This is a genomic window from Paenibacillus sp. FSL H8-0261, from assembly GCF_045040645.1.
In the GTDB taxonomy this organism is placed as follows: domain Bacteria; phylum Bacillota; class Bacilli; order Paenibacillales; family Paenibacillaceae; genus Paenibacillus_AQ.
The window spans coordinates 2600245-2624132 of sequence record NZ_CP150297.1; the positions used below are offsets into that span (position 1 = coordinate 2600245).

Annotated in this window: 20 protein-coding genes and 1 pseudogene; 17 read left to right on the forward strand and 4 right to left on the reverse strand. The window is 42.9% G+C overall.

Annotated elements, in window-relative coordinates; genetic code table 11:
• Window positions 1-10: 10 nt before the first annotated feature.
• From MHI27_RS11210 to MHI27_RS11225, 4 genes are all read left to right on the forward strand, one after another.
• Window positions 11-760, forward strand: coding sequence for a GTP pyrophosphokinase family protein (locus MHI27_RS11210; RefSeq protein ID WP_042187155.1), 750 nt, complete (start codon window positions 11-13; stop codon window positions 758-760).
• Window positions 761-915: 155 nt separating this feature from the next.
• Window positions 916-2541 carry a glycoside hydrolase family 9 protein gene (locus MHI27_RS11215; RefSeq protein WP_405176254.1) on the forward strand — a complete coding sequence of 542 codons (1626 nt, stop codon included), beginning with the start codon at window positions 916-918 and terminating at the stop codon, window positions 2539-2541.
• A 124-nt stretch (window positions 2542-2665) separates the two neighbouring features.
• Window positions 2666-3415: an ATP-binding cassette domain-containing protein gene (locus MHI27_RS11220; protein WP_405176255.1), complete on the forward strand. Its 750-nt coding sequence runs from the start codon at window positions 2666-2668 to the stop codon at window positions 3413-3415.
• The gene (locus MHI27_RS11225; protein ID WP_042187159.1) at window positions 3412-4170 is read left to right on the forward strand and encodes an ABC transporter permease; all 759 of its coding nucleotides are present in this window, start codon (window positions 3412-3414) and stop codon (window positions 4168-4170) included. Before MHI27_RS11220 ends, MHI27_RS11225 begins: the two co-directional genes overlap by 4 nt.
• 7 nt (window positions 4171-4177) lie before the next feature.
• On the opposite strand, the pseudogene MHI27_RS11230 reads toward MHI27_RS11225, so the two are convergent.
• Window positions 4178-4225: pseudogene (locus MHI27_RS11230) on the reverse strand (excalibur calcium-binding domain-containing protein); the annotation flags it as partial.
• An 82-nt stretch (window positions 4226-4307) separates the two neighbouring features.
• On the opposite strand from MHI27_RS11230, the gene MHI27_RS11235 reads away from it, so the two are divergent.
• Window positions 4308-4802: a hypothetical protein gene (locus MHI27_RS11235; RefSeq protein ID WP_405176256.1), complete on the forward strand. Its 495-nt coding sequence runs from the start codon at window positions 4308-4310 to the stop codon at window positions 4800-4802.
• Window positions 4803-4903: 101 nt separating this feature from the next.
• Here the strand turns inward: MHI27_RS11235 and MHI27_RS11240 are convergent, their stop codons facing one another.
• Entirely contained in the window at window positions 4904-5761 is an 858-nt protein-coding gene (locus MHI27_RS11240) for an alpha/beta hydrolase (RefSeq protein ID WP_405176257.1), read from the reverse strand.
• Between the two features lie 184 nt (window positions 5762-5945).
• Here MHI27_RS11240 and MHI27_RS11245 point away from each other — a divergent pair, with 184 nt between their 5' ends.
• Complete coding sequence (locus MHI27_RS11245) at window positions 5946-6776, forward strand: cupin domain-containing protein (protein WP_405176258.1); 831 nt, start codon at window positions 5946-5948, stop codon at window positions 6774-6776.
• Window positions 6777-6828: 52 nt separating this feature from the next.
• Here the strand turns inward: MHI27_RS11245 and MHI27_RS11250 are convergent, their stop codons facing one another.
• A complete protein-coding gene (locus tag MHI27_RS11250) occupies window positions 6829-7824 on the reverse strand; it encodes an acryloyl-CoA reductase (protein WP_405176259.1) in 996 nt (331 codons plus the stop codon).
• A gap of 226 nt (window positions 7825-8050) precedes the next feature.
• Between MHI27_RS11250 and MHI27_RS11255 the strand changes: the two genes are divergently transcribed.
• The 6 genes from MHI27_RS11255 to MHI27_RS11280 all read left to right on the forward strand — a co-directional run bounded on the left by MHI27_RS11255 (window position 8051) and on the right by MHI27_RS11280 (window position 12952).
• Window positions 8051-8551, forward strand: coding sequence for a GNAT family N-acetyltransferase (locus MHI27_RS11255; protein ID WP_076283019.1), 501 nt, complete (start codon window positions 8051-8053; stop codon window positions 8549-8551).
• 84 nt (window positions 8552-8635) lie between these two features.
• A complete protein-coding gene (locus MHI27_RS11260; protein ID WP_076298432.1) occupies window positions 8636-10054 on the forward strand; it encodes an NAD-dependent malic enzyme in 1419 nt (472 codons plus the stop codon).
• A 249-nt stretch (window positions 10055-10303) separates the two neighbouring features.
• Window positions 10304-11533, forward strand: a complete 1230-nt coding sequence (locus MHI27_RS11265) for an ATP-binding protein (RefSeq protein ID WP_405176260.1) — start codon at window positions 10304-10306, stop codon at window positions 11531-11533.
• Window positions 11526-11972 (forward strand): hypothetical protein, encoded by a 447-nt coding sequence (locus tag MHI27_RS11270; RefSeq protein ID WP_405176261.1) that lies wholly within the window; start codon window positions 11526-11528, stop codon window positions 11970-11972. Before MHI27_RS11265 ends, MHI27_RS11270 begins: the two co-directional genes overlap by 8 nt.
• Before the next feature lie 51 nt (window positions 11973-12023).
• On the forward strand, window positions 12024-12467 hold the full coding sequence (locus MHI27_RS11275) for a GNAT family N-acetyltransferase (RefSeq protein ID WP_042187171.1): 444 nt from the start codon (window positions 12024-12026) through the stop codon (window positions 12465-12467).
• Between the two features lie 14 nt (window positions 12468-12481).
• Complete coding sequence (locus MHI27_RS11280) at window positions 12482-12952, forward strand: DinB family protein (RefSeq protein ID WP_339248527.1); 471 nt, start codon at window positions 12482-12484, stop codon at window positions 12950-12952.
• Window positions 12953-12980: 28 nt separating this feature from the next.
• Here the strand turns inward: MHI27_RS11280 and MHI27_RS11285 are convergent, their stop codons facing one another.
• Window positions 12981-14675, reverse strand: coding sequence for an ABC transporter substrate-binding protein (locus tag MHI27_RS11285; RefSeq protein ID WP_405176262.1), 1695 nt, complete (start codon window positions 14673-14675; stop codon window positions 12981-12983).
• A 112-nt stretch (window positions 14676-14787) separates the two neighbouring features.
• Here MHI27_RS11285 and MHI27_RS11290 point away from each other — a divergent pair, with 112 nt between their 5' ends.
• The 5 genes from MHI27_RS11290 (at window position 14788) to MHI27_RS11310 (ending at window position 23863) form a co-directional block, all read left to right on the forward strand.
• Window positions 14788-16287, forward strand: coding sequence for a DUF4153 domain-containing protein (locus MHI27_RS11290; RefSeq protein ID WP_405176263.1), 1500 nt, complete (start codon window positions 14788-14790; stop codon window positions 16285-16287).
• A 24-nt stretch (window positions 16288-16311) separates the two neighbouring features.
• A complete protein-coding gene (locus MHI27_RS11295) occupies window positions 16312-16836 on the forward strand; it encodes a hypothetical protein (protein ID WP_405176264.1) in 525 nt (174 codons plus the stop codon).
• Between the two features lie 199 nt (window positions 16837-17035).
• On the forward strand, window positions 17036-17734 hold the full coding sequence (locus tag MHI27_RS11300) for a Crp/Fnr family transcriptional regulator (RefSeq protein ID WP_076283011.1): 699 nt from the start codon (window positions 17036-17038) through the stop codon (window positions 17732-17734).
• 164 nt (window positions 17735-17898) lie between these two features.
• On the forward strand, window positions 17899-19593 hold the full coding sequence (locus MHI27_RS11305) for a methyl-accepting chemotaxis protein (RefSeq protein ID WP_405176265.1): 1695 nt from the start codon (window positions 17899-17901) through the stop codon (window positions 19591-19593).
• Between the two features lie 361 nt (window positions 19594-19954).
• Entirely contained in the window at window positions 19955-23863 is a 3909-nt protein-coding gene (locus MHI27_RS11310; protein WP_405176266.1) for a discoidin domain-containing protein, read from the forward strand.
• Window positions 23864-23888: the final 25 nt, after the last annotated feature.

Genomic DNA, 23888 nt, shown 5'->3' on the forward strand with positions numbered 1-23888 from the left:
GAAATGGATAATGACCCCCGAGAATCAAATCGAACAATTTAAGAAGCTTAAGCACGAGATCACCCGATTTATGTTGATTTATAAATTTGCACTTGATGAGATGGAGACGAAGATTGAGATCCTCAAACAGGAGTTTCAGTCTCTTCACGATTACAGTCCTATAGAACATACCAAATCGAGAATCAAGTCTCCCGAGAGTATTATGAACAAAATGCTCCGCAAAAATGGAGAATTATCTCTAGATTCTGTGAGAAATTGTATTAAAGATATTGCAGGTCTACGAATTACCTGTTCTTTTATCTCAGATATTTATCATGTTAGTGAAATGCTTCAGAAGCAGGACGACTTAACGGTTCTTGAAGTGAAGGATTATATTAAGAATCCCAAGCCTAACGGCTATCAAAGTTTGCATTTGCTGATTCAGGTACCTGTATTTATGTCAGATCGTCAGGAGTTAGTGTGCGTTGAGGTACAAATTCGTACCATTGCTATGGATTTCTGGGCAAGTCTCGAACATAAAATTTTCTATAAATATAATAAGTCAGTACCAGAGAGTATGACGCGTGAATTGAAAAATGCAGCGGATGCCGCTCATGCACTTGATCTGCAAATGGAGCGACTGCATCGGGACATTAAGGAAATCAAAGACGACGATGAAGATGATGATCTTAGTTCCTTTGAGGAGCTTCGCCGTATAGTGATTCACAATCAGCAATTCACACTTCCAGCTAACTTTATTAAGCTGCTTGGAGACAAATAATCTGATTATATCACCTAGAGTTACCGTTTCTGGTTAACTCTAGGTTTTTTTATTGTAGTTATCATTGCCACGTACAACTAGAATAGAGTATTCTCAACTTGAAAGAGAGACTTGTAATCATTGGCTTCATCAAATTGATATGAAGGAGAATGAAGATGAGTGAGCGTAGACTCCGAACCATTACTGTAAATCAAATCGGATATCCGGTGGGTGGAGAAAAGATTGCAGTGTTTACTGGTGCTGGACATGACTTTCAGGTTGTTGATGTTAATCATGGAAATGTTGTATTCGAAGGGCAGACAGGTGCTCCCAGATTTGATGAAGCAAGCGGAGTAACTGTACATACAGGTGACTTTTCTGAGGTTCATGCAGTGGGCAGATACCGGATTGAGCAAGGTGAGGGGATAGCTTCGGCATCATTTATAATCTCAGATAAACCTTATCATGAGCTTCAACAGGGCTTGCTGAAGGCCTTTTATTATTATCGTTGCGGGGTTGAGTTGACTGAAGAGTATGCTGGAGTTTGGAAGCATAAGGCATGCCATACAGCAGAGGGAATTGTATATGGTGAAACGGAGCGTCGTCTAGATTGTTCTGGAGGCTGGCATGATGCAGGTGATTATGGTAAATACAGCGGACCCGGAGCCAAGGCCATCGCTGATCTATTACTAGCCTATGAGTTATATCCATCTGCTTTTGTAAGCGCTATCCCGATTCCTGAAAGTGGGGGGATGACTCCAGATGTTCTGCTGGAATGCAAAGTGGAGCTGGATTGGTTATTCAAAATGCAAGACTATAGAACAGGTGGAGTGTATCATAAACTGACTACGCTGAGCTTTCCAGATTTGGATGTGATGCCAGAGGCTGATACAGCCGATCTATATTTCTCACCGGTGTCAGCAACCGCCACTGGAGATTTGGCTGGAGTCATGGCCATGGCAGCGCGGATATATGAGCCCTTTGACTCAGCCTATGCGAAGAAATGTCTGGATGCCGCAACACTAGCTTGGGAATGGCTTGTTCAACATCCAGATGCGCCAGGGTTTATAAATCCGCCAGAAATTAGCACCGGTGAATATGGAGATGGGAACGACAAGGATGAGCGGTATTGGGCAGCTGCGGAGCTCTATCGTACGACGGGGAAAGAAGAATACCATCAAGCTGTTCTGCAACTGGTGCAGTTGTCTTTTTCAAAATACAGTCTAGGCTGGGCAGATATGGGGGGCTACGGCACACTTGCATATCTATTAAATGGTGAAGATCTAGCAGACCGTGCTTTGTATGCTTCCTTAAGAGAAGGACTTCTAGCTGAAGCTGGACGTTTATCTGAACAGAGTCGCGAGGATGGCTATAGGATCTCTTTGAAAGAGGATGACTATATTTGGGGGAGCAATATGCTTGTAATGAACAATGCTATGCTGCTAGTTGTGGCTGAATATTTTAGTGGCGATTCGAGCTTTGCGGACTGTGCGCTAGATCATTTGCACTATCTGATGGGTCGCAACGTACTGGATATCAGTTATGTTACTGGATTTGGCGATCATTCAGTGATGTATCCGCATCATCGTCCATCTGTTGGTGACCATGTGGTTGATCCTGTGCCGGGTCTTGTATCTGGGGGGCCAGATCGTGGGCTTCATGATGAATATGTAGTAGAACATTTACAAGGAAAACCAGCCGCTCAGTGCTTTGTCGATCATGAACTTAGTTATTCTACGAATGAGGTAACGATCTACTGGAATTCACCTGCGGTGTTCGTTACAGCTCGGTTTAATCAATAAATTAATTAATATATGGGAAAGGCATGTCTCATGGGAGAGATGGCTTTCTCTTTTTTTATCTAGCTAAAATGCTATAATACGAAATGGTATGATATTTTTTCGATTGGCAATAGGAGGTAAAGCATTGAGCAGTATTTTTGAAATTCAAAGACTTGCAAAATTGAACTGGAAAAGCAGCGAACAAGCTTTGAAATATCTATTCTCTGACATCTCCGCTGAAATATCTGAATCGGACCGAATCGCTCTGATCGGTGCCTCGGGTCAAGGTAAAAGCACACTACTTAGGATAATGGCTCTGCTGGATGCTCCAGATGAAGGGAATATGCTTATCAAGGGCACTTCATTCAAAAATATGGATTCAAGGCTGTGGAGAATGAAAATCGGGTTTGTGGCTCAACAAGCGGTTATGTTGCCTGGCAGTGTGGAGGATAACCTAAGAACCGTCAGCAAGCTGCATGACAGACCATATGACCATAAATTAGTGCAGCGGCTATTGGAACAACTAGGGCTGGAACAATTGGATTTGAGTAAAAAAGCAGCAGATTGCTCTGGCGGTGAAAAGCAGCGGATATCCCTGATTCGGTCATTACTGCTGCGACCTAATGTTCTACTGCTCGATGAAATCACTGCATCACTAGACATTGACAGCACTCAAAGGGTAGAGGATCTACTAGAACAGTGGCATAAAGAAGAAGGGACTTCAATGATTTGGGTGACCCATGACCTTAAGCAGGCTAGCCGAATAAGCACTACTACATGGTTTATGGGGAATGGTAAGCTGGAACAACACTTGAGTGAATCTTTTTTTGCTGAATCTGCGGAAGACTTGGCAAAAAGATTTATTCGACCGTTAGAAGGAGCGTCATTCTTATGAGTTATACTGCACTGAGTTTCACGCTTCTGTTTGTGTTAGGGACGATGTTGGTCTCGGTATGGCAAAAGCTCGGACTAGAAAAAGATATTATTGTAGGCACGATAAGGTCGGCAATTCAATTGCTTGCGGTCGGATATGTACTGCAATTTATTTTTAAAACCGATCAGATGATCTATGTTATTTTGATAATAATCTTCATGATAAGTGTAGCCGCATGGAATGCAGCGAAAAGAGGAAAAGGTCTACGTGGATTAGTCTGGAGAATTGGACTTGCGATCGCTACTATGGAGCTCCTTATGATGGGGATTCTGCTCGGCTTACATATTATTGAGGCGACCCCACAATATATCATTCCCATTAGTGGCATGACCATTGGTAGCGCTATGGTTGTCTCGGGTTTATTCATTAATCATATCAAGCATGAAATACAGCAGAGCAAAGGGGAAATCGAGACCCTGCTGTCACTCGGTGCAACGGTTCCACAAGCGATCCATGAAGTTAGAAAAAGATCTGTGAAATTCAGCATGATCCCTACCATCGACGGAATGAAGACAGTAGGACTTGTCCAGCTTCCAGGTATGATGACGGGTATGATTATAGCAGGCGCTGATCCGGTAATCGCTGTTCGCTACCAGATTCTGATTGTGTTCTCATTCACCGCCTCTGCGGCCATAACAAGTATACTGCTAAGTGTACTGAGCTACCGACTCTTTTTCACGCCTGATCAACGGCTTAAACAATCGGTAGAACGATAATAGATTTCTATTTCTCACAAGCGATTCCGTTATTGTCACGGTCGCTTTTTTTGTTGGCATTTTGGTTACATAAAAGTTAGCGATAACGGGGAATAATTAGAATTCAATTCACATGAGGTGAAAAAGCTTTCTATGAGGTGATTCTGATTAGTAAAAAGAAATTGGCGGCTACCCTGATCGCAGGTGTATTGCTTCTGCCAGGAATCGCAATAGGTGCACCTGATAACGGAACGGTGATTCAGTCTAATGGAAAGCTGCTCTCAGCCATGCCTTTGCCAGCTCCCGAGTCTAAACGAATCATATTGCCTTCTGCGTTTCAAGCGGCTGAGCTATACGGGATCGGTTTGCAGCACCGGAATGCGTCAATTCAATATTCGATCTTTTCCAAAGAACTCAAAAAGGTTATGTATCCGCAGTTTGTTGAACTGAACTGGGTAACTGGTGTATCCAGCCCATGGATCACAAAGTACGAGGTTACTAAAGAAACAGTAATTAACCCGAATTCAGAGGTCATAGAAATGCGCATAGATTCCGCGACCTCAAATGGTCCGGAACCATCCATGCTACTGACGATCTCACTTGTTAAAGATCATAATAGCTGGGTGATTACCGGAGTGAAGCCGAATCCTTAAATGACATGCGGAGAATTGTAAAAAGAGCAAGCGTAGTAGGGAACATTCCCGTACGCTTGCTCTTTTTTACTGACTGAATGCATTATTCCGCTATTACGCGACTAATCTCTACCCGCCTTGACCATTAATTCCGCCATCATTTTTGGCTCGGTTCGGACAGTGGTCATATGATCACCTTTGCCCTCGATGAAGCGGAAAACGCCCAAATGACTGGATTGAGTCGGGTGAAATCCATATGGGCCTTGTGGGATAGCCGTATCTTCCGTCAGATAAAGATAACTTTTAGGGATTTGGAGACTGTAGAATTTCTTGAGATCCAGCTTTTCAAACAGTGGGGTAGCTGGTTCAGGCGGAGCTTGTTTATAAAAGGCTTGTGCTTGCGCAAGACTGGCAGTGTTGACGAAGGTATCCCGGAAGAGCGGGAAAGGGAGCGTGATGGTGTTATTACCGGAAGCGTCTCTTAGCTGTTCAAAGGATTTAAGTGACTCAGCAGGAAATTGATCTGCCACACTTTGTCCGTCAAGCGGAGCGAAGGCATCAAAGAACACGATCCGTTTGATCCGATCAGGTACTTGCTGGGAAACTGTTTGAATGACTGATCCGCCAAAGCTATGTCCGAGCAGAATAAAATCCTTCAAGTCTTTTTGTTTAATATAGTCGACAACGGACTTTGTGATTTGCTCATGTGTTACATTATTATTCTTATCCGCGCCATGTCCTGCATATTCCGGTGTGTAGACGGTGTGCCCTAACTTACGAAGCTCAGAGGCTGTTTCATCCCAAAAACCTGCAGTAGCCCAAGACCCATGAATCAGAACAAAGGTTAATGGAGTCTGTTTAGTAGAGGATTTGTGGTTAGCGGCTGCAACCGTGGAGTGTTGATTCAAAGGCTGCATCCCCATAATGGTGAAGATAGAGATACATAACGCTAATACTATTTTAATGTGAATCGATTTCATACTTTGCCTCCTGTATAGTGTGAGAATTTAACATTATAGAGGATGCCCCGATTGACAGAGAAAGATGAATTTTTATTGGAGTCAGTGAATCTCCGGCACCTAGGCATAGGCAAACGCATATGTTGTTCTAGGAAATCAAAAATTTACGGGAACAGAAGGGTAGGAATAAACAGTGACTTCATACATGGATTATACGTCCCCTAATACACAATTTACTTTTGATGTGAACACTAATACTCTCTTTAAAAAGGATGCCAACAACTACATTAATTTACTGTCGGTTAAGCAGTTGAACACACTGGAGAATACCTCACTCCTTGATATTTTTCTTAGCAAATCGAATGTGGTGGAGCCTCATTATCATCAAAATGCGGCAGAGCTTGTCTATTGTATCTGCGGTTCAGCAGTAGTGTCTATACTCAATCCGTTTACAAATGAACTTCTTCATTTCCCAATATGTCCAGGTCAAGTGGCGAATGTGCCGCAAGGCTGGTGGCATTATGAAGTAGCTACTGTCGATAATACACATCTGCTTGCCATTTTTGACGCACCTATTCCTGAGGTTATCTTAGGTTCGGATATTTTGAGCAAAACTCCGGCAAATGTATTGGCCCATACTTACTGTTTGAATGAAGCATTGGTAAAGGAAGCGTTAGCTCCTATTAAACCTGGCACCTTTATCGGCCCACCTGCCGACTGCTGTGAAGAAGATAAAGTAAAGGGAGTCAATAATATGGCCCCGAATATGGCTCCTAATATGAATATGCATGCAAATATGAAACCAAATATGCAACCTAACATGCATCCAAACATGCATCCAAACATGCAGCCATATGCTCATATGCAAGCTCAGCCCATTCCTATATCTTCACAAATGCCTCCAGCGACGCAAGCATTTAATTATCAGCCTTACCCAATGCAAGGATACTACACTCAAGGCTATGAACAGCACTATCGCCAACAGCCTTATGTACAACAACAGCCGAATTATCAATATTCAAATAATCAAGAGTAACAACAAAAAACCTCCTGAGATTAAATCTCCCGGGAGGTTTTCTTGTTAGGGCTTAAGATAAACGGACAAGCACTCTGCCTCGTGTGTTTCCTTGCAGAATATCTTCCAATGCTTGTGGCAGTTCATTCAAGGTTACTTCACGATCTACAAGGTTCTCAAGCTGTGCAGGCTTCAAATCAGTCGCCATCCGTGTCCACACCTTTTCGCGTAGCTCAGCAGGACACTCTACGGAATCAATACCGAGCAGGTTAACCCCCCGAAGAATAAAGGGAAGGACGGTAGTTGGAACAGAAGTGCCACCGGTCAGGCCGCTTGCAGCAACAGAACCTCTGTAGGAGATTTTACTCAAAATCGACGCAAGTGAGTTTCCGCCAACGGAATCTACAGCACCTTGCCATAGTTGCTTCTCTAATGTTTTGCTAGATCCGCCCGTAACCTCTTCGCGTGAAATGACTTCTTCCGCGCCAAGAGTTTTCAAATATTCGTTAGCTTCTGTATTACCAGTGCTGGCCACTACGCTATAGCCTTTTGTGCTAAGCATAGCGATAGCCGATCCACCCACACCACCGGTCGCTCCCGTTACGAGTACTTTGCCTTTGTCTGGTGCTAAGTCATTGTCTTCCAGAGCTTGAATGGACAAGGCTGCAGTTAGTCCAGCTGTACCATAGATCATGGCTTCTCTTAGTGTAAGTCCTTCCGGCAGTGGGGTGATCCAAGCGGCAGGAATTCGTGTATATTCGCTATATCCTCCAAAGTGAGATACACCCATACCATACCCTGTAGCGATAACTTGCTGTCCTTCATGAAACCGCTCGTCTGTAGAAGAAATCACAGTACCGGATAAGTCGATGCCTGGAATAAAAGGGTATGATCTTACAATTTTTCCGTTAGGGATACTGGCTAATCCGTCTTTATAATTCACACTGGAGTATGCAACCTTAATTACAACTTCTCCTGCGGGTAGTTCTTCTAAGGTAACCGGCTTAACAGCGACGGAGAACGATGATTCTGTTTTGTCGACAACTAATGCTTGAAATGATTCTGTCATTAAGTGTAAGCTCCTTCAACTACGTTATAGGTAAGACATGTATATAATATTTATTCTGATCAGTCAACTCGTCATTGTCTATGATATAACGCAAGTTAGACGTAGTGTAGGACTCTTTGGTTGTGTATTGTAACATTATAATCGAACTCTACATGTTATTTGTACAGTGGACGTGTTAAGTTCAGACTGCTGGTATACAACTTGTTTTTAAGGGAGAATTGTTGAAATGTCTATTATAAAGTTAATTCGTGAACATGAGATCGAACCGTATTTGGAACTCTTAGCTGAGGTTGAACATATCCATCTGGATAGAAACAATCCTAACCATGAGCAGTGGCTGAGACGCCGCATACAATCACATTTTCAGCGGGGGGCGTTGTTTTATGCCTATCATGAGAATGAACAAGACGATGCTTTTGGTATTGTTGCCGTTCTGCATGAGGAGGCACCGATTGGCATTCCCGCGCTTGGAGCAAGAGCCGAAGTCCTAGATATTGGAGTATGTAAAGATCATCGCAGAAAAGGAATAGGAGGTATTTTACTACAGCATGTAGAAGAAGTTGTTAAGAGCAGGGGAGCTTACTGTTTACTTATGCTGACCTATGCAGAAGATTATGATGTGATTGCTTTTTACGGTAAAAACGGCTTTGTGCCCGTCGCTACAATCCCTGATGTATTTGGTCCGGGTGCCGAAGGGAATACTATCTTAAGAAAAATACTAAGGTGATCTATTCAATAGGAAGAAAGTTTGTTTAAATGGTATAGTATAGTGTATTTGAAATCTTAGGGTTGAAGAAAGAGAGGCTAATTCATGGCTATTGCAACAACGATGATTGTCAGGCTCGAAATTCGGAAATCGGTTGCTTCTTTTGGTGATGTTGCTTCAGGAATTGCCACTGCAGGTGGAGATATCGTTGCTATTGACGTGATTCGTGCAGGTAAGGATGTAACAACTCGAGATATAACAATAAACGTGCAAGATGCCTCGAATGGAGAAATGATGTCTATACTATCGAAGATGCCAGGAGTCAAAGTAATTAATGTATCAGATCGAACTTTTCTAGCTCATCTTGGCGGAAAAATTGAAATCACACCTAAAATGCCTATCAAAAATCGGGAGGATTTATCGCTGGTGTATACCCCGGGAGTTGCCCGAGTGTGTACGGCGATTGCCGAAGATCCGAACAAAGCCTATTCTTTGACGATGAAGCGGAATACAGTAGCCGTCGTTACAGACGGAACGGCTGTGCTTGGACTAGGGGATATTGGACCGGAAGCGGCTATGCCTGTTATGGAAGGTAAGGCTATGCTGTTTAAGCAATTAGCGAACATCGATGCTTTTCCACTATGCTTAAATACTAAAGATTCAGATGAAATCATTAATATCGTTAAAGCAGTATCTCCTGGATTTGGGGGAATCAACTTAGAAGATATCAGTTCTCCGCGCTGTTTCGAGATTGAACGTCGGCTTGCCGAAGAGCTGGATATTCCGGTATTTCATGATGATCAGCACGGTACATCTGTTGTAGTTTTGGCAGGTCTTTTGAATGCGCTTAAAGTAGTAAATAAATCTATCGAAGATGTTCGAATTGTCGTTGTGGGTATAGGTGCGGCTGGTGTGTCCATCTGTAATATGCTTCTGGCGGCAGGAGCTCGCAAAATCTACGCGGTAGATCGTGAAGGTGTTCTTAGAAAAGATCTTCAGTATGATAATCAGGAATGGCGGAAGCTTGCTGATGCAACTAACCCGGAAGGTATTGAAGGTGGACTGACGGAGGTTATGCAGGGAGCAGATGTCTTTATTGGGGTGTCACGTGGTGGGATTCTATCCGTCGATCATCTCAAGAGTATGGCCAGCGATAACATTGTGTTTGCAATGGCTAATCCGACACCGGAGATTGAACCAGAATTGGCCGAGCCTTTTGTTCGCGTGTTAGCGACAGGTAGAAGTGACTATCCGAATCAGATCAACAATGTGCTGTGTTTTCCGGGTATCTTCCGTGGCGCACTGGATTGCAGAGCAAAAACAGTGAACCTTGAAATGAAGCTAGCCGCGGCAAAAGCGATTGCTTCAGTCGTTCATCCGGATGAGGTTAATGAGCAATACGTAATCCCAAGTATTTTTAACGAAAAAGTGGTAGAGTTAGTGCGTCTGGCAGTGATCCATGCAGCTATTGCAACGGATGTAGCCCGCCGGATCCCTAAGGATATTGATAAGGATATGGAATAAAAGCGATACTATAAATGGACTGCTTTGCTTAGTGAGAGAGCAGTCTATTTTTTTATAGATTGACACATAACTGAGAGGCTTATCATAATTAGGGCTAAAAGTATTTATTCCCATTTTAGTAAAGTGGCTGATATAATTACAATAATGTATGAGATGTAGAAAGGGCATCCAAGTGGGTGTCCTTAAATTTTGCCTCTAGAGAGGGTAGTATCCAAAAAAGGGTTAAATTAATATAGAAGTGGTGAATTCATGAAAGAGTTTTACAGTCAGGTGAATCGAAAAATCTATTACATTGTAATGATATTAAACATTACCCTTATGATATCTGGATTAATACTGTCTACAACAGAGTTGAATGGGATTAATTTTGGATATATGGTACATTTTTTGTGCGTGATAATTCTATCCATTAGTTTATGGATCTATCCTAAGTATGAGACATATACCTTTAGAAAGATCATCATTCTTTTTGGATTTGCTTACTTCTATACGCTTTTCTTTTTATATCCTCAAACTTGGACCACCTATATTTTGATTTGCCTTATTCCTGCACTTTCTATACTATTTTTCGATTTAAAATTGTTCTACTTTTCCTTTATTATAAATGGAATATTGATGGTAATTACTTTTAGTTATGTCATCTTCATTGATAAAGGTGCATTATATAGTTACTTACATCATGACATTATAGGCAACATTATAAATATAATAGCTGTTCAAGCATTATTATTTTTCATTTTCCATCTATCATTTAAACGGATGAAAAAGCAGCAACTGTATTATGAACAATTACAGCAATCCGAGCGGTTAAAGATGGTAGGACAATTAACTGCTGCTGTTGCACATGAAATACGAAATCCTATAACCGTGGTTAGAGGTTTTTTGCAATTGTTCAAAGAGGACGATTCATTTGATGATTCTAAAAAAAGTAAGTTCAACTTAATGATTGATGAATTAAACACAGTAGAACAGATTATCTCTCAATTTCTAACCCTATCCAAACCAAATGGAGATCAAAGACTAGAGAAAGTAGATGTGAAGGATGTCCTTCAAAGTGTTACGGGTCTGCTTCATTCCTATGCCATGCTATCTGATAACCAAATCGATATAAAGGTAGAGGAAGATTGTTTTATTTCCATTAATAAAATTGAGTTTAAGCAGTTACTCATTAATATTATAAAAAATGCGCTAGAAGCCTCGGATGTAGGGAAATCCGTCTCAGTCATAGCAAATAGAAATAATAATTTTATCGAGATCATGATCACCGATGAAGGAAGTGGGATGTCCGAGGCTGAGGTTAAGTCGCTGGGCACGCCTTTTTATTCATTAAAAAGTAATGGAACCGGTTTAGGGTTAATGATATGCTTTAATATTGTAGAAAAATATGGTGGGGAAATTTATTATAATAGCTCTAAAGGTAAGGGGACAACAGTTACTATTCGCTTTTTATCAGAATCGGGAGGGATCTATAATGATTAAGAGGCTATCCGCACTGATGCTGTCTGGAATAATCATAGTTCTTCTTGCTGCCTGCAATACAACTACCTATAAACACAATTACACATTTACAGGAGAAGGAAAAGTATGGTCGGCTGAATATGTTCAAAAGGCAACAGAGAAGTTCATCGATAAAAAGGGTGAGAGACCAGATTATGAAACCTCGCAGCAATCTACATTTGAGCTTAAATATAAAGGTGAGCAAACGGATCTTGATAAGATTAATTCATTTAAATATAGCTTCAAGGGAACATCAGGTGGAGGAAGTAAAACCTTAGAAGATGTCGAGGGAGTAAGAAAAAGTGAGCTGAAGTCCGAAAGAGGTGGAAGCGGGGCGTTTGAACACGAGGACTCGATTATTAAGGTTGTTGTAGAGTGGGATGGGCAGAAGGATGAATTTGAACTGAAGGTTCGTAAATAGTGGAGCATGTGGAGAAAGATTCTTAAATTAAAGAAAGCAGGTTGAACATTTATGGTCGTTATTAAAGAAATAGAATTGGAGTCTCTCCATGAACTTGGTGATTTATATCAGGAGCTGATGGATCAACCATCGGATCTTAATAAACTAGAAGAAGTATTTAAAGTAATTAAGGCAGATCGTCGGTACATATTGTTGGGCGCTTTTGTGGACGGGGAGTTGATGGGGTCTTTGATGGGGATTGTCTGTCATGACCTGGTAGGAGATTGCAAACCGTTTATGGTAATTGAGAATGTAGTAGTTTCATCGCGGGCCCGTCGTCAAGGTGTGGGTAAAAAACTAATGCTTGCCATTGAAGAAATGGCTCACGAGAGAGATTGCTTTTATATCATTTTAGTCTCTGGAGAGAAGCGTAAGGAAGCGCATATTTTTTATGAATCGTTAGGGTATAGAGATGAGAAGGTGGAAGGGTACCGGAAACATCTAAGTTCCCATTAAAAGGAGGTCTTGATCTGCAAACATTCTTTCAATATAACTGGATAGTTCGTGAACAATGGTACGAGTGGTGTGAGAGTATTTCTGAAGAAGAGCTACTTGGGGCACGTACTGGTGGTGTAGGCAGCATATTGAAGACTCTGTTTCATATTGTTGATGTGGAGTGGAGCTGGATTCAAGTGTTGCAAGGTAGACCGGATTTTCAGGAGGATTTCGAACATTACAAGTCTTTGCAGCAGGTAAGAGAACTAGATGCGAAATTCCGGCCCGATGTAGAGCCCTTTGTACTTTCTTGGCATGCGGGTTTGGAGCGGAATATTTTTGAGGATCACCTAGCGGATGGCCGGATCGTGACAGATACTTGGGGTGAAGTGATGCGCCATGTGATCGCTCATGAAATTCATCATGTCGGACAGTTGTCTGTTTGGGCAAGGGAAATCGGGAAGGAGCCAGTTTCTGCCAATTTGATTGGAAAAGGGCTCCGATGATTCTGCAAACGACTGGGCATTGCGTATATCATGAAGTACTGTCCCTGGAGAGCAGCGGCGGGAACCACAAATGACGAAGATCAACCCAGCCCTGACTATTGAAGCTTACGCCTCGGACCGAGGGGAGATAAGCAGTTTGGGTGGGTTTTTCATACAAGATGTGCAGATGATGTTCCTCAAGAAGACGGTTCTCGATCATACTAAAGCTCTCGGATCTAGCCTCAGGGTTAGGTTCTCGTGCAATGGTATAGAGCCAGCCTTCAATATCCGCACGAGTATGCGGTTCTATATGCTGGGAAAGCGTGAGATATAGATCAAATAAACGAAGCTGTTCATCCTCGTCACGAAATAATGAAAAAACAATCAGGTCGGACTCCAGTCGGATCGGGCCCTTGAACTCCTCTGGAGACACGGAAACAACCGTACACGGATAACCTTGACGCTCTAGTTTAGCAGCAATACATTCAGCATCGTTAGCATATTGCGGAATGGTAGTTATTTGCAAGGTGACCTCATAGTCTTCCATTGACTTATGCGTTACAGACGATGACTCTTCTTTTAAACAGGATACGATCTTTACCCGAAGAAGGGGGTCGCTAAGCGGTCCTTTTTTTTGTGTATTGCAGGTAACAAATTTACGGATGTAGGACTCTGAATGAATCCGACTCCAAGAAGAAGAATTGGTGGATGAAGGATTCTGAATCACATGAAAAGCCGAGCCAGTATCTGAGGAATCGGACGCAGTTTCCCACGGAACATACATTATTTCGACTCGATCTAAATGAGCTCTTCCTAGAAAATAATAAGGAAAAACCTCCAGCACACAAGTGTCCTCATTCATGTCCACAACCTTAAATGGTCCTGTCCCCACAGGTCTGCGGCCAAAGCTAGGTTCGTCCATTCCTTCTAAATCACGCGGAACAATTGCCGCTCTACTCGTACACAAGAAAGGGAGGAATAGCTCATTGGGCTGTTTAAGTGTAATTTGAACGGTGGATGGGTTTAGTGCGATAACTTGCTGGATTTCTTTGAAAATATAGCTATAGAGTGTCCGCTTTGAGGTTTGCATCAGCCGTCCCAAGGAATAGACTACATCTTTTGCCGTCAGTACTTTTCCATGATGAAACAGCACTTCTTTGCGAAGAAAAAAAGTCCAAATCGTACGGCTCTCATCCACTTCCCAGGCATGAGCAAGACTAGGCACAATCTTATCCCGTTCCCCGCTGCGTCTCACTAATCCGTCGAAGACATGACTGGAAACAAAAGACTCTGCCAATAGATTCATATGAAGCGGGTCGAAGGTATGTAGCTGCTGGGTGATGGGAAGCCGCAGGGTATCAATCTGTTTGTCACTTCGGATTTCGGAATGATGACCAAAATAGGTCAGCAGCCAGCCTTGTAAAGTATCCTGCAGCGAGGAAGAGCTGGCATGGGTTTTGATGCCATCAATAGCTTTGTGAACATCTTTACGGCTGATAGCCTGCATCATGGATTGAAGCGCAATTTCTTCAGAAGGGACAAGGAACTGTAATAAGGAACGACTTCCACGTCCGCGCTTCGGCGTCCATTGGACCCATTCCAGCTGCATCATTTTATTCACAATATGCATGGCATTGCGGTGTGTACATCCGAAGGTCAAGGCTAGCTCATCCATCGTAACTGAGATTTCTGTGACTCCCCCAAACTGTGAGTGCAGCTTTAAATATTGGCTATGCAGCTTCATGGTTTAAGTCCCTTTCAGAAAATAGGAAATTATTAAAAAATTCTTTCTCTTTTTTTTCTTATTTTATCACTTAGAATAAGGATAAGAAAGTAAGAATATGGGGGTGTTTACCATGACCGATGAAACGGAGCTTAAGCTTAATCGATCACTTGCCGCTTTAATTGTTGCCTTCTTACTGGCGATTGTTCATCAGTTGTTGTTCTACGGAAAGTTGCCAGGTGTTTCTTATCCTATCTTCGTTTGTCTGTTTTATGTGTATATGCTTTATTACGCTAAGGCTAAAATGCGCAAACTGACCAAACTCAGTTATTTCTGGTTTGGAGCGATTTTTCTACTCTCGATGACCTATGTGTTGTTTCATAATCTTTTCTACTTTGGGTTGAACCTATTAGTAATCCCTGTGCTGATTTTATTACATATGACTTATTTGCTAAGTGATAAACGCCCCTCTTGGAGTCAATTCAGAATACTTTGGGATACACTAGAGCATTTGCTTCCACAGAACTTTCGCCACTGGGGTACTGTGTTCAAGGACTTCAAAAGTAGCAGTGATAGTAAGGTGAAGGATGAACGCAAGCAAGTGCTGGGGAAAGTGTTTACAGGACTTGCGATCTCTTTACCGATACTGCTTGTTGTAATTACCCTGCTGGCCTCGGCCGATGGTGTGTTTCATCATGTGCTAATATGGCTGCCAAATATGCTGGATCGAATTTCATTTGGTGAAATTATTGTGCGGACGTTGTGGATATTCCTGATGGGCATGGGATTGTTCGGCTTAGTATGGGGCTTTGTAGATTCGAAGGTCTATGACTGGAATGTGCAACCAAGGGAGTATGGACCTGTGCAGGCGCCTGTGACCTTTAAGGTTGATCCAGTAATTATGACGACAATTCTTATAGCCATTAACACGGTATATGTTCTGTTCGTATTCGTCCAATTTTCTTACTTGTTTGGAGCTTGGGAAGGGATGTTACCAGAGGGTAGTTCCTATGCTGATTACGCTCGTAGTGGATTCTTCGAGTTAATTATGGTGACCGCGATTAATTTCGTGATTCTAATGCTGGCATTGGGATCAGAAGGAAAGAGGGGAGGACTGCTCCAAAAAGTCATTAATATTATGCTGTATATCTTAGTTGGCTGTTCAACTGTCATGTTGTATTCTGCCTATACTAGACTAACCCTATATGAAGAGGCGTATGGATATACTACGATTCGTTTCCTAGTTCATGCATTTATGATATTTATGGGTTTGCTGTTGATTCTTGCAGCTGTACGGATTGTAGTGCCCCGTTTGCCGTTGGCTAAATGTTATATTGTGCTAGGTCTGACCTCTTATGTTGTTATGAACTATATAGGTATGGATGTCATTATAGCTAATAAGAATATGGAGCGTTATGAGGTGAGTGGTAAGCTGGATGCAGATTATTTGGTTGGTCTGTCACCGGAAGTCATCCCTTCTCTGATTAAGTTCAGTCGTAAGGAAGACGGGATGCTAGATCAATTTTTGAAAAACAAATGGTGGGACGGTGCTCAGCAAGAGCGGAAGTGGCAGTCCTTTAATTTCCCGGAATATCAGGCGCAGCGTGAGCTGGAGAAGTATTTTGCACAGTAAAGGTTAGAAGAAGGTGAGAGGAAAGTGAGAAAGAAGCCATTTAGTAACGGCTGGTTATTTATCATCATTTTTATTACGGTAGGTTTAAGTTATGGGATCTATCATATTTATTTATACAATGCCCCAAGACAAAGTCATTACTCTCGCGTATCCAGCAGCAATCTAGAGCAGGAACGTCTGGGAGGCATCCAGCTGCTTCAGAGTCTCGAATCGCTCACCCAGGCACCTAAACCACGTGACGATATTGAACGGTATCAATATTATCATTTGGACAACGAAACAACAGTAGCCACAGCGCGTGGTGACGATAAAATCATTCTAATTAGCGTCTATTCAGATCTGAAGATGAGTACTGCCAGAGGTATTCATGTGGGGTCTTCTACAGATGATGTGATTGAAGCTTATGGCACTTCTTATTATAAAAGAGGGGAACAAGGGGCTGAGATTATCGGGTATGTGGATAAAATCAATCATCGGAATTTAGAATTTTGGTTACAAGATCAGAAAGTGAATATGATCCGATATAGTGTGGACTCTGTTGTGATGTAAGATGTTTTGGGATTTCCTTACAAGCATAAACGCCTTCGGCTTCCTTTACAAGGTCGGTAAGCGGTTAAGCGAGAAATATAAGAAATATAGTATTGTGTGAAACTTATACTTTCTTATATTATTAAAAAGGACATATGTCCTTTTTTTGTGGGGTATTCTAAATTACACTTATTTGAGCAAACAATAGAGGGGGCACCACATGCAAACGATAAATGACCGTGAAGCTGTCCGTGCCTTGGCAGTGAAGAACGGTCTGGACGGAATTTTTAGCCCGCTAGTCACGTATAAAATGGAATTGAGACGTTATACGGATGAAGAGAAGCTGTGTTTGGTAGGCGATCAGTTGGATGGGATGTTCATATTGGTTGAGGGCAAGCTCAAAATTCAGACACTGCTGCCGAACGGCAAATCTATGCTGGTGCGGTTTACAAATCCGATATCAGTGATTGGGGATGTGGAGCTGCTTCATCGCTTTCCTGTCAAGAATCAAGTGGAGTCTGTGGGTGAGAGCTTGATTCTTTTTGCCGGGAGAAGATTACTGCTGAGAGAGCTTGAGGAAAATACAGCTTTGTTACGTTTTCTCGTAGGGGAACTTAGTCACAAATTGCATACGCTCGGTCAAGCCTCCGCACTTAACCTGTTGTATCCGGTCGAGAATCGATTTGCCAGCTATTTGATGTCTTTATTCGCCGATAAAAACGGTGACCGACGTGTGGAGGAGATTCGGACCTCAAGCCTTATAGAGACAGCAGAGTTGCTAGGTACAAGTTATCGGCATCTTAACCGGATCGTGCGTCGGTTCATTGATGAAGGAATTATTACACGAAATCGTGGACGCCTAAGCGTACTGGACGAAGGGAAGCTCGCGGAGCTGGCGAACGGAAATTTATACGAATAAAAAGATCTCTAAAGACCATTAGTTCCAGCCTTGGGCCGGACGTAGAGGTCTTTTTGTTTTTTTAAGCGAACATTCAGTTCAAATTCAGAGTGGCTTAAGGGAACGATAGTAGGATAAAAGTACCAATTAGAAACCTACTATACATATAGAGATGAGGAACAACGATGTTCAGAAATATCCGCGGAAAAATGATATTGGGATTTACTGCTGTGATTGTGGTCTTTCTAGTGGCAATAGCAGGAAATACATGGTTTCAAGGAAAGGCTACGATGCTGACGGATCAGGTCAATCGCAACTGGAACAAGCTGTCGCTTGTACAGGGATTAACGGATAAAATTCGTACGGCAGATGAGCTAGGAGCTCGTTATGTGATGAGCAACACAGAGGCTGAGCGGAAATCACATCTGTCTAAGTACGAAGAGACGCTCCCATTGATTGAGAATGCCATCAAGGAGCTGGAGAGTGTTAGATTAAGTGAAGAAGAACTAAAGGGTGTAACGGAGCTGAAGGGGAAATGGAATGATTATTTGATCGTTTTGAAGGAAGCCTTCGCCTTAGCCAAGGACGGAAACTTCCCGGAAGCGCAGAAGAAGTTTACCAATTTATCTTTAGATGCAATGATTGAATCTCAGATTGTATTCCAGAGCATGCTCATGGAGGAAATACAGAACGGGCAGAGTCAAGCAGAAGCCCATCGTAATAACGCTATGATTACTAGCTTTGGTGTGACCGGATTATCGGTTGTTCTTGCCCTAATTCTTGCACTATTAATATCTGGACGAATTATTAAACCACTTCGGGATGTGAACACACAGCTGAAGGAGATTGCAGATGGAGATGCCGATCTTACTCGCAAGCTAAACGTCCGGTCAAAAGATGAGATAGGTGAACTGGCGTTTAATTTCAATAAAATGACAGAAAATTTGGGCTCGATGATTGAACAAGTGAAGCTATCGGCGAATAGTCTCGCGAATTCCTCTACAAATCTTACCTCGGATAGTGGAGTGACAGCAGGTGCGACAGAACGAATATCGGATATTATGGGTGAAGTAGCTTCGGGAACTGCTAAACAGATGAATGATCTACAGACCAATACAATAACAATTTCAGAAATATCGATTGGAATCGGTCAAATTGCCTCCAGTGTTCAGGATATTTCTGAAGCCTCGCATCGTTCTGCGTCATTTGCTATTGCCGGAGATGAATCACTTCTGGCGGCAGGTCAGCAGATGGAATCCATTAATCGATCTATACATTCTTTGTCACAGCAAGTCCAAGGCTTTGTAAATCGATCACAGGAAATTGGCGGTGCTGTAGGAGTTATAAAAGGAATCGCTTCGCAAACGAATATGCTGGCGTTAAATGCGACAATTGAGGCAGCCCGCGCGGGTGAGCAAGGGAGAGGCTTCGCTGTAGTTGCCGACCAGGTTCGTAAGCTGGCAGAGCAATCCGCAGAATCCGCTAATCAAATTGCGGAAATGGCGAGCGGGATTCAAAGTGAAGCAGATAATGCGATGAAGGTTATGATGAGTAGTATGAGTGAAGTAAGGGGAGGTACGGAGATTATTCAGCAGGCTGGACGTTCCTTTGGTGAGATTCGGTTATCTATAGATTCACTAGCCGAGCAGGTTCAGGAAGTATCCGGAGCTGTGGAAGAGATAACAGCGGCTACGGAAGAGATTGTGGAATCGCTTCGAAGTGTTACGACAATTGCAGAAACGACTGCAGCGAGTACACAACATGTGTCGGCAGCCTCACAAGAGCAAAGGGCTTCGGTGGAACAAATTGCTTCCTCTGCAAGTGAATTAAACTTAATGGCTCATGGACTACAGGGGCTGGTAGCTAGATTTAATGTATAAGGCGAGCTTCGGAGAGTTGAGGGGGAATCCCAGTGCTCTCTGGAGCTTTCTTTTTTTATTTGGTTGAACGTAATATCCCACATACTAAGCATAGAAATTGCCATCGACGTCCACCTTCCTATAACTTATATTATTACCATTATTAGTTAGTTTGTGGTCAACCTCTGGGTATAGATCAGTGACTTATTGAAGTCAGAGTCAAGGATACGGGAGGACAGGCAGCTAATAATAAAACGATTGTTAAGTCTCGTTGAAAACTATCAGGTCCATTTTAGGAGGCGAATGTCTATAACAATACTATTTTGAAAGCGTATTCTTATTGGCTGCATAGCTTCACAAAACTTTGGGAGGTGGTTCTCTAATGATAGCAGCTTCTAAAAAAATTACGGGTAAGTCGGCAGTAATGTATTTTTTGATTGTAATATTGTTTGTAGGTCAATTAGCGTTGTACCCCTCGGTGAGTTTAGCTGCGGGGAATTTAGCCCAAGGTAAAAGCATTACTTCAAGCTCATTTGGCGATGTTTATGTAGCAACTAATGCCAATGACAGCAATCAAGGAACGTATTGGGAGAGTGTAAGTAACGCATTCCCGCAATGGATTAAAGTGGACTTAGGCGACGTAAGCAGTGTCAATCAGGTTGTTCTAAAACTGCCGACGAACTGGGAAACAAGAACCCAAACGTTGTCGGTGGAGGGAAGCTCTGATGATTCTACTTACACTAATTTAGCAGCCTCTGCCAATTACACCTTTAATCCAGCAAGCGGATCTAATACTGTGACCATTAATTTTACAGCTGCGAGTGCTAGATATGTTAAATTGAACTTCACGGCAAATACAGGATGGCCAGCAGCACAGTTATCGGAATTTGAGATTTATGGCAGCACAACGACACTTCCAACAACAGGATATGAAGCGGAGAATGCTGCTTTATCCGGTGGAGCAAAAGTCAATACAGATCATACCGGTTATACCGGAACCGGATTTGTAGATGGCTATTTGACACAAGGAGCAACGACTGCCTTTAGTGTTAATGTTGCCTCTGCTGGAAACTATGATGCCGCATTAAAATATGCAAATGCTTCAGGCAGCACAAAAACGGTAAGTATTTATGTAAATGGGACGAAATTAAAGCAATCTTCTCTTTTAAATCTGGCCAACTGGAATACATGGTCCACTAAGGTTGAAACGCTAGCCTTGAATGCTGGTGCTAATACGATTACTTATAAATATGACGCTGGTGATACTGGAAACGTGAATCTGGACAACCTGATCCTTACTCCATCTTCAGCACCGACAGCAACACCATCACCAACGGCAACGCCAACCCCAATGCCAACGGCCACACCAACGCCAACACCAACACCGACACCGACACCGACACCGACACCGACAGTAACCCCAACACCAACGGTAACCCCAACGCCAACACCGACACCAACACCGACACCAACGGTAACCCCAACACCTGGGACGGGTTCAAATTTGGCTTTGAACAAAAGTATAACTGCGTCGTCCTCGGTCTTTACCTTTGTGCAGACGAATGCGAATGACGGTGATGTAACTACTTATTGGGAGGGGGCAGGGGGAAGTTATCCGAACACATTAACTGTTAATTTGGGCAGCAATGCTGATGTTACATCGGTTGTTCTCAAGCTGAATCCTGCATCGGCGTGGTCGACACGTACTCAGACCATTCAAGTGCTTGGGCATAATCAGAATACAACGGCTTTTACGAATCTTGTACCTGCGACCGTGTATACCTTTAATCCGGCAACCGGTAATACAGTGACGATTCCGGTCACGGCTACAGCTAGTGAATTGCAGCTAAAGATCACTACCAACTCAGGTTCAAGTGCTGGACAAATTGCTGAATTTCAGGTAATTGGTACACCATCTGCGAATCCAGATTTGACGGTGACTGCTCTTACATGGACTCCAAACTCTCCAATTGAGACGGATGCCATTACTCTTAATGCAACAGTTAAGAATATCGGATCTCTAGCATCTGCTGCAACTAATGTGAATTTTTATTTGGGCACTACCCTTGTAGGTACTAGTCCAGTAGGTGCTCTAGCTGCTGGCGCATCAACGAGCGTATCTCTTAACCTGGGCGCAAAAGATGCAGCAACCTATTCATTAAGTGCAATGGTCGATGAGAATAATACAGTGATTGAATCAAATGAGGGGAATAATAGTTTTACTAGTCCGGCTTCCCTTATTATTGCTCCAGTGTCCAGTTCTGATCTGGTTGCTTCCTCCGTCAGTTGGACACCTGGCAATCCAGCAGGCGGCAACACTGTAAGCTTCTCAGTTGCCATTAAGAATCAAGGTACAGCAGCTTCCGCGAGTGGTGCGCATAACATAACTCTGACGGTTTTAGATGCTACTACGAATGCGGTGGTTAAGACTCTAACAGGCTCCTATAACGGCGTGATCGCAAGTGGGGTGACCACAGCGCCTGTAGCTCTTGGTAATTGGACTGCAGGAAATGGCAAATATACTGTGAAGAGTGAAATTGCAGTAGATGCTAATGAGCTGCCTGTAAAACGGGCTAATAATATTCAGACGCAGTCACTGTTCATCGGTCGAGGTGCGAACATGCCTTACGACATGTATGAGGCTGAGGATGGAGTTATTGGCGGTGGGGCCGTGAAGCTTTCAGCCAACCGGACCATCGGCGATCCTGCAGGTGAGGCTTCAGGCAGAAGAGCAGTCACTCTGAACACCACAGGTAGCTATGTTGAATTCACGACAAAAGCCAGCACGAACACTCTGGTTACTCGTTTCTCGATTCCAGATTCAGCGAGTGGTGACGGCACAAATGCTACGCTTAACATCTATGTTAATGGTGTCTTTAGCAAAGCTATTAACTTAACCTCTAAATATGCATGGTTGTACGGTTCTGAGACAAGTCCTGGAAATTCGCCAAGCGCAGGTTCTCCACGGCATATTTATGATGAAGCTAACATTATGTTTGATAGTACCATTCCGGCAGGAAGTACGATCCGTTTACAAAAGGATACCGCTAACACTTCTCAATACGCCATCGACTTCATCAGTCTTGAGCAGGTTTCACCGATTGCTAATCCAGATCCGGCTAAATACACTGTTCCTGCAGGCTTTACGCATCAGGATGTTCAAAATGCGCTTGATAAAGTGCGGATGGACACCACAGGAAATCTCGTAGGTGTATATTTGCCACCAGGAAACTATCAGACCTCTAACAAGTTTCAGGTCTACGGCAAGGCAGTGAAGGTTATCGGTGCGGGTCCTTGGTATACAAGGTTCATTGCTCCAACTAACCAAGAGAATACCGATGTCGGATTCCGAGCCAGTGATACTGCGAATGGATCTACCTTTGCGAATTTCGCTTATTTCGGAAACTATACTTCTCGTATCGACGGTCCTGGTAAAGTATTTGATTTCTCCAATGTGGCGAACATTACGATCGACAACATCTGGACTGAACATCAGGTCTGTATGTACTGGGGAGCCAATACCGATAACATGGTGATTAAAAACTCCCGTATACGTAACACCTTCGCTGACGGCATCAATATGACTAATGGAAGCACGAATAACCTGGTGTCTAATATTGAAGCACGGGCAACAGGTGATGATAGCTTTGCATTGTTCTCGGCGATTGATTCTGGTGGTGCAGATATGAAGGATAACATCTATGAGAACCTCACTTCAATCTTGACTTGGCGTGCTGCTGGTGTAGCTGTCTATGGTGGATACGCAAATACCTTCCGTAATATTTATATTGCGGATACACTTTGCTACTCCGGGATTACAATCAGCTCTTTAGACTTTGGATATCCGATGAATGGCTTCGGAGCTTCACCGACTACGAATTTTGAGAATATTTCTATTGTTCGTGCAGGTGGGCATTTCTGGGGCGCGCAGACTTTCCCGGCGATCTGGGTATTCTCGGCCTCCAAGGTCTTCCAAGGTATCCGAGTCAATGATGTGGATATCATTGATCCGACCTATCATGGCATCATGTTCCAGACCAACTATGTAGGTTCCACTCCACAATTCCCTGTAACAGATACCATCTTTAATAATGTTACAATTACCGGTGCGCAGAAGAGCGGCGATGCTTTTGATAGTAAATCCGGAGTGGGTATCTGGGTGAATGAAGCTGCTGAGGCTGGTCAAGGTCCAGCCAGAGGCTCAGCAACCTTCAACAATCTGAAGATTACGAACACGGTAACAAATATTAAGAATAATACATCTACTTTTACCATTAACGTGAATCCGTAAATTGTAGATCAGTAGTCAGTTATAA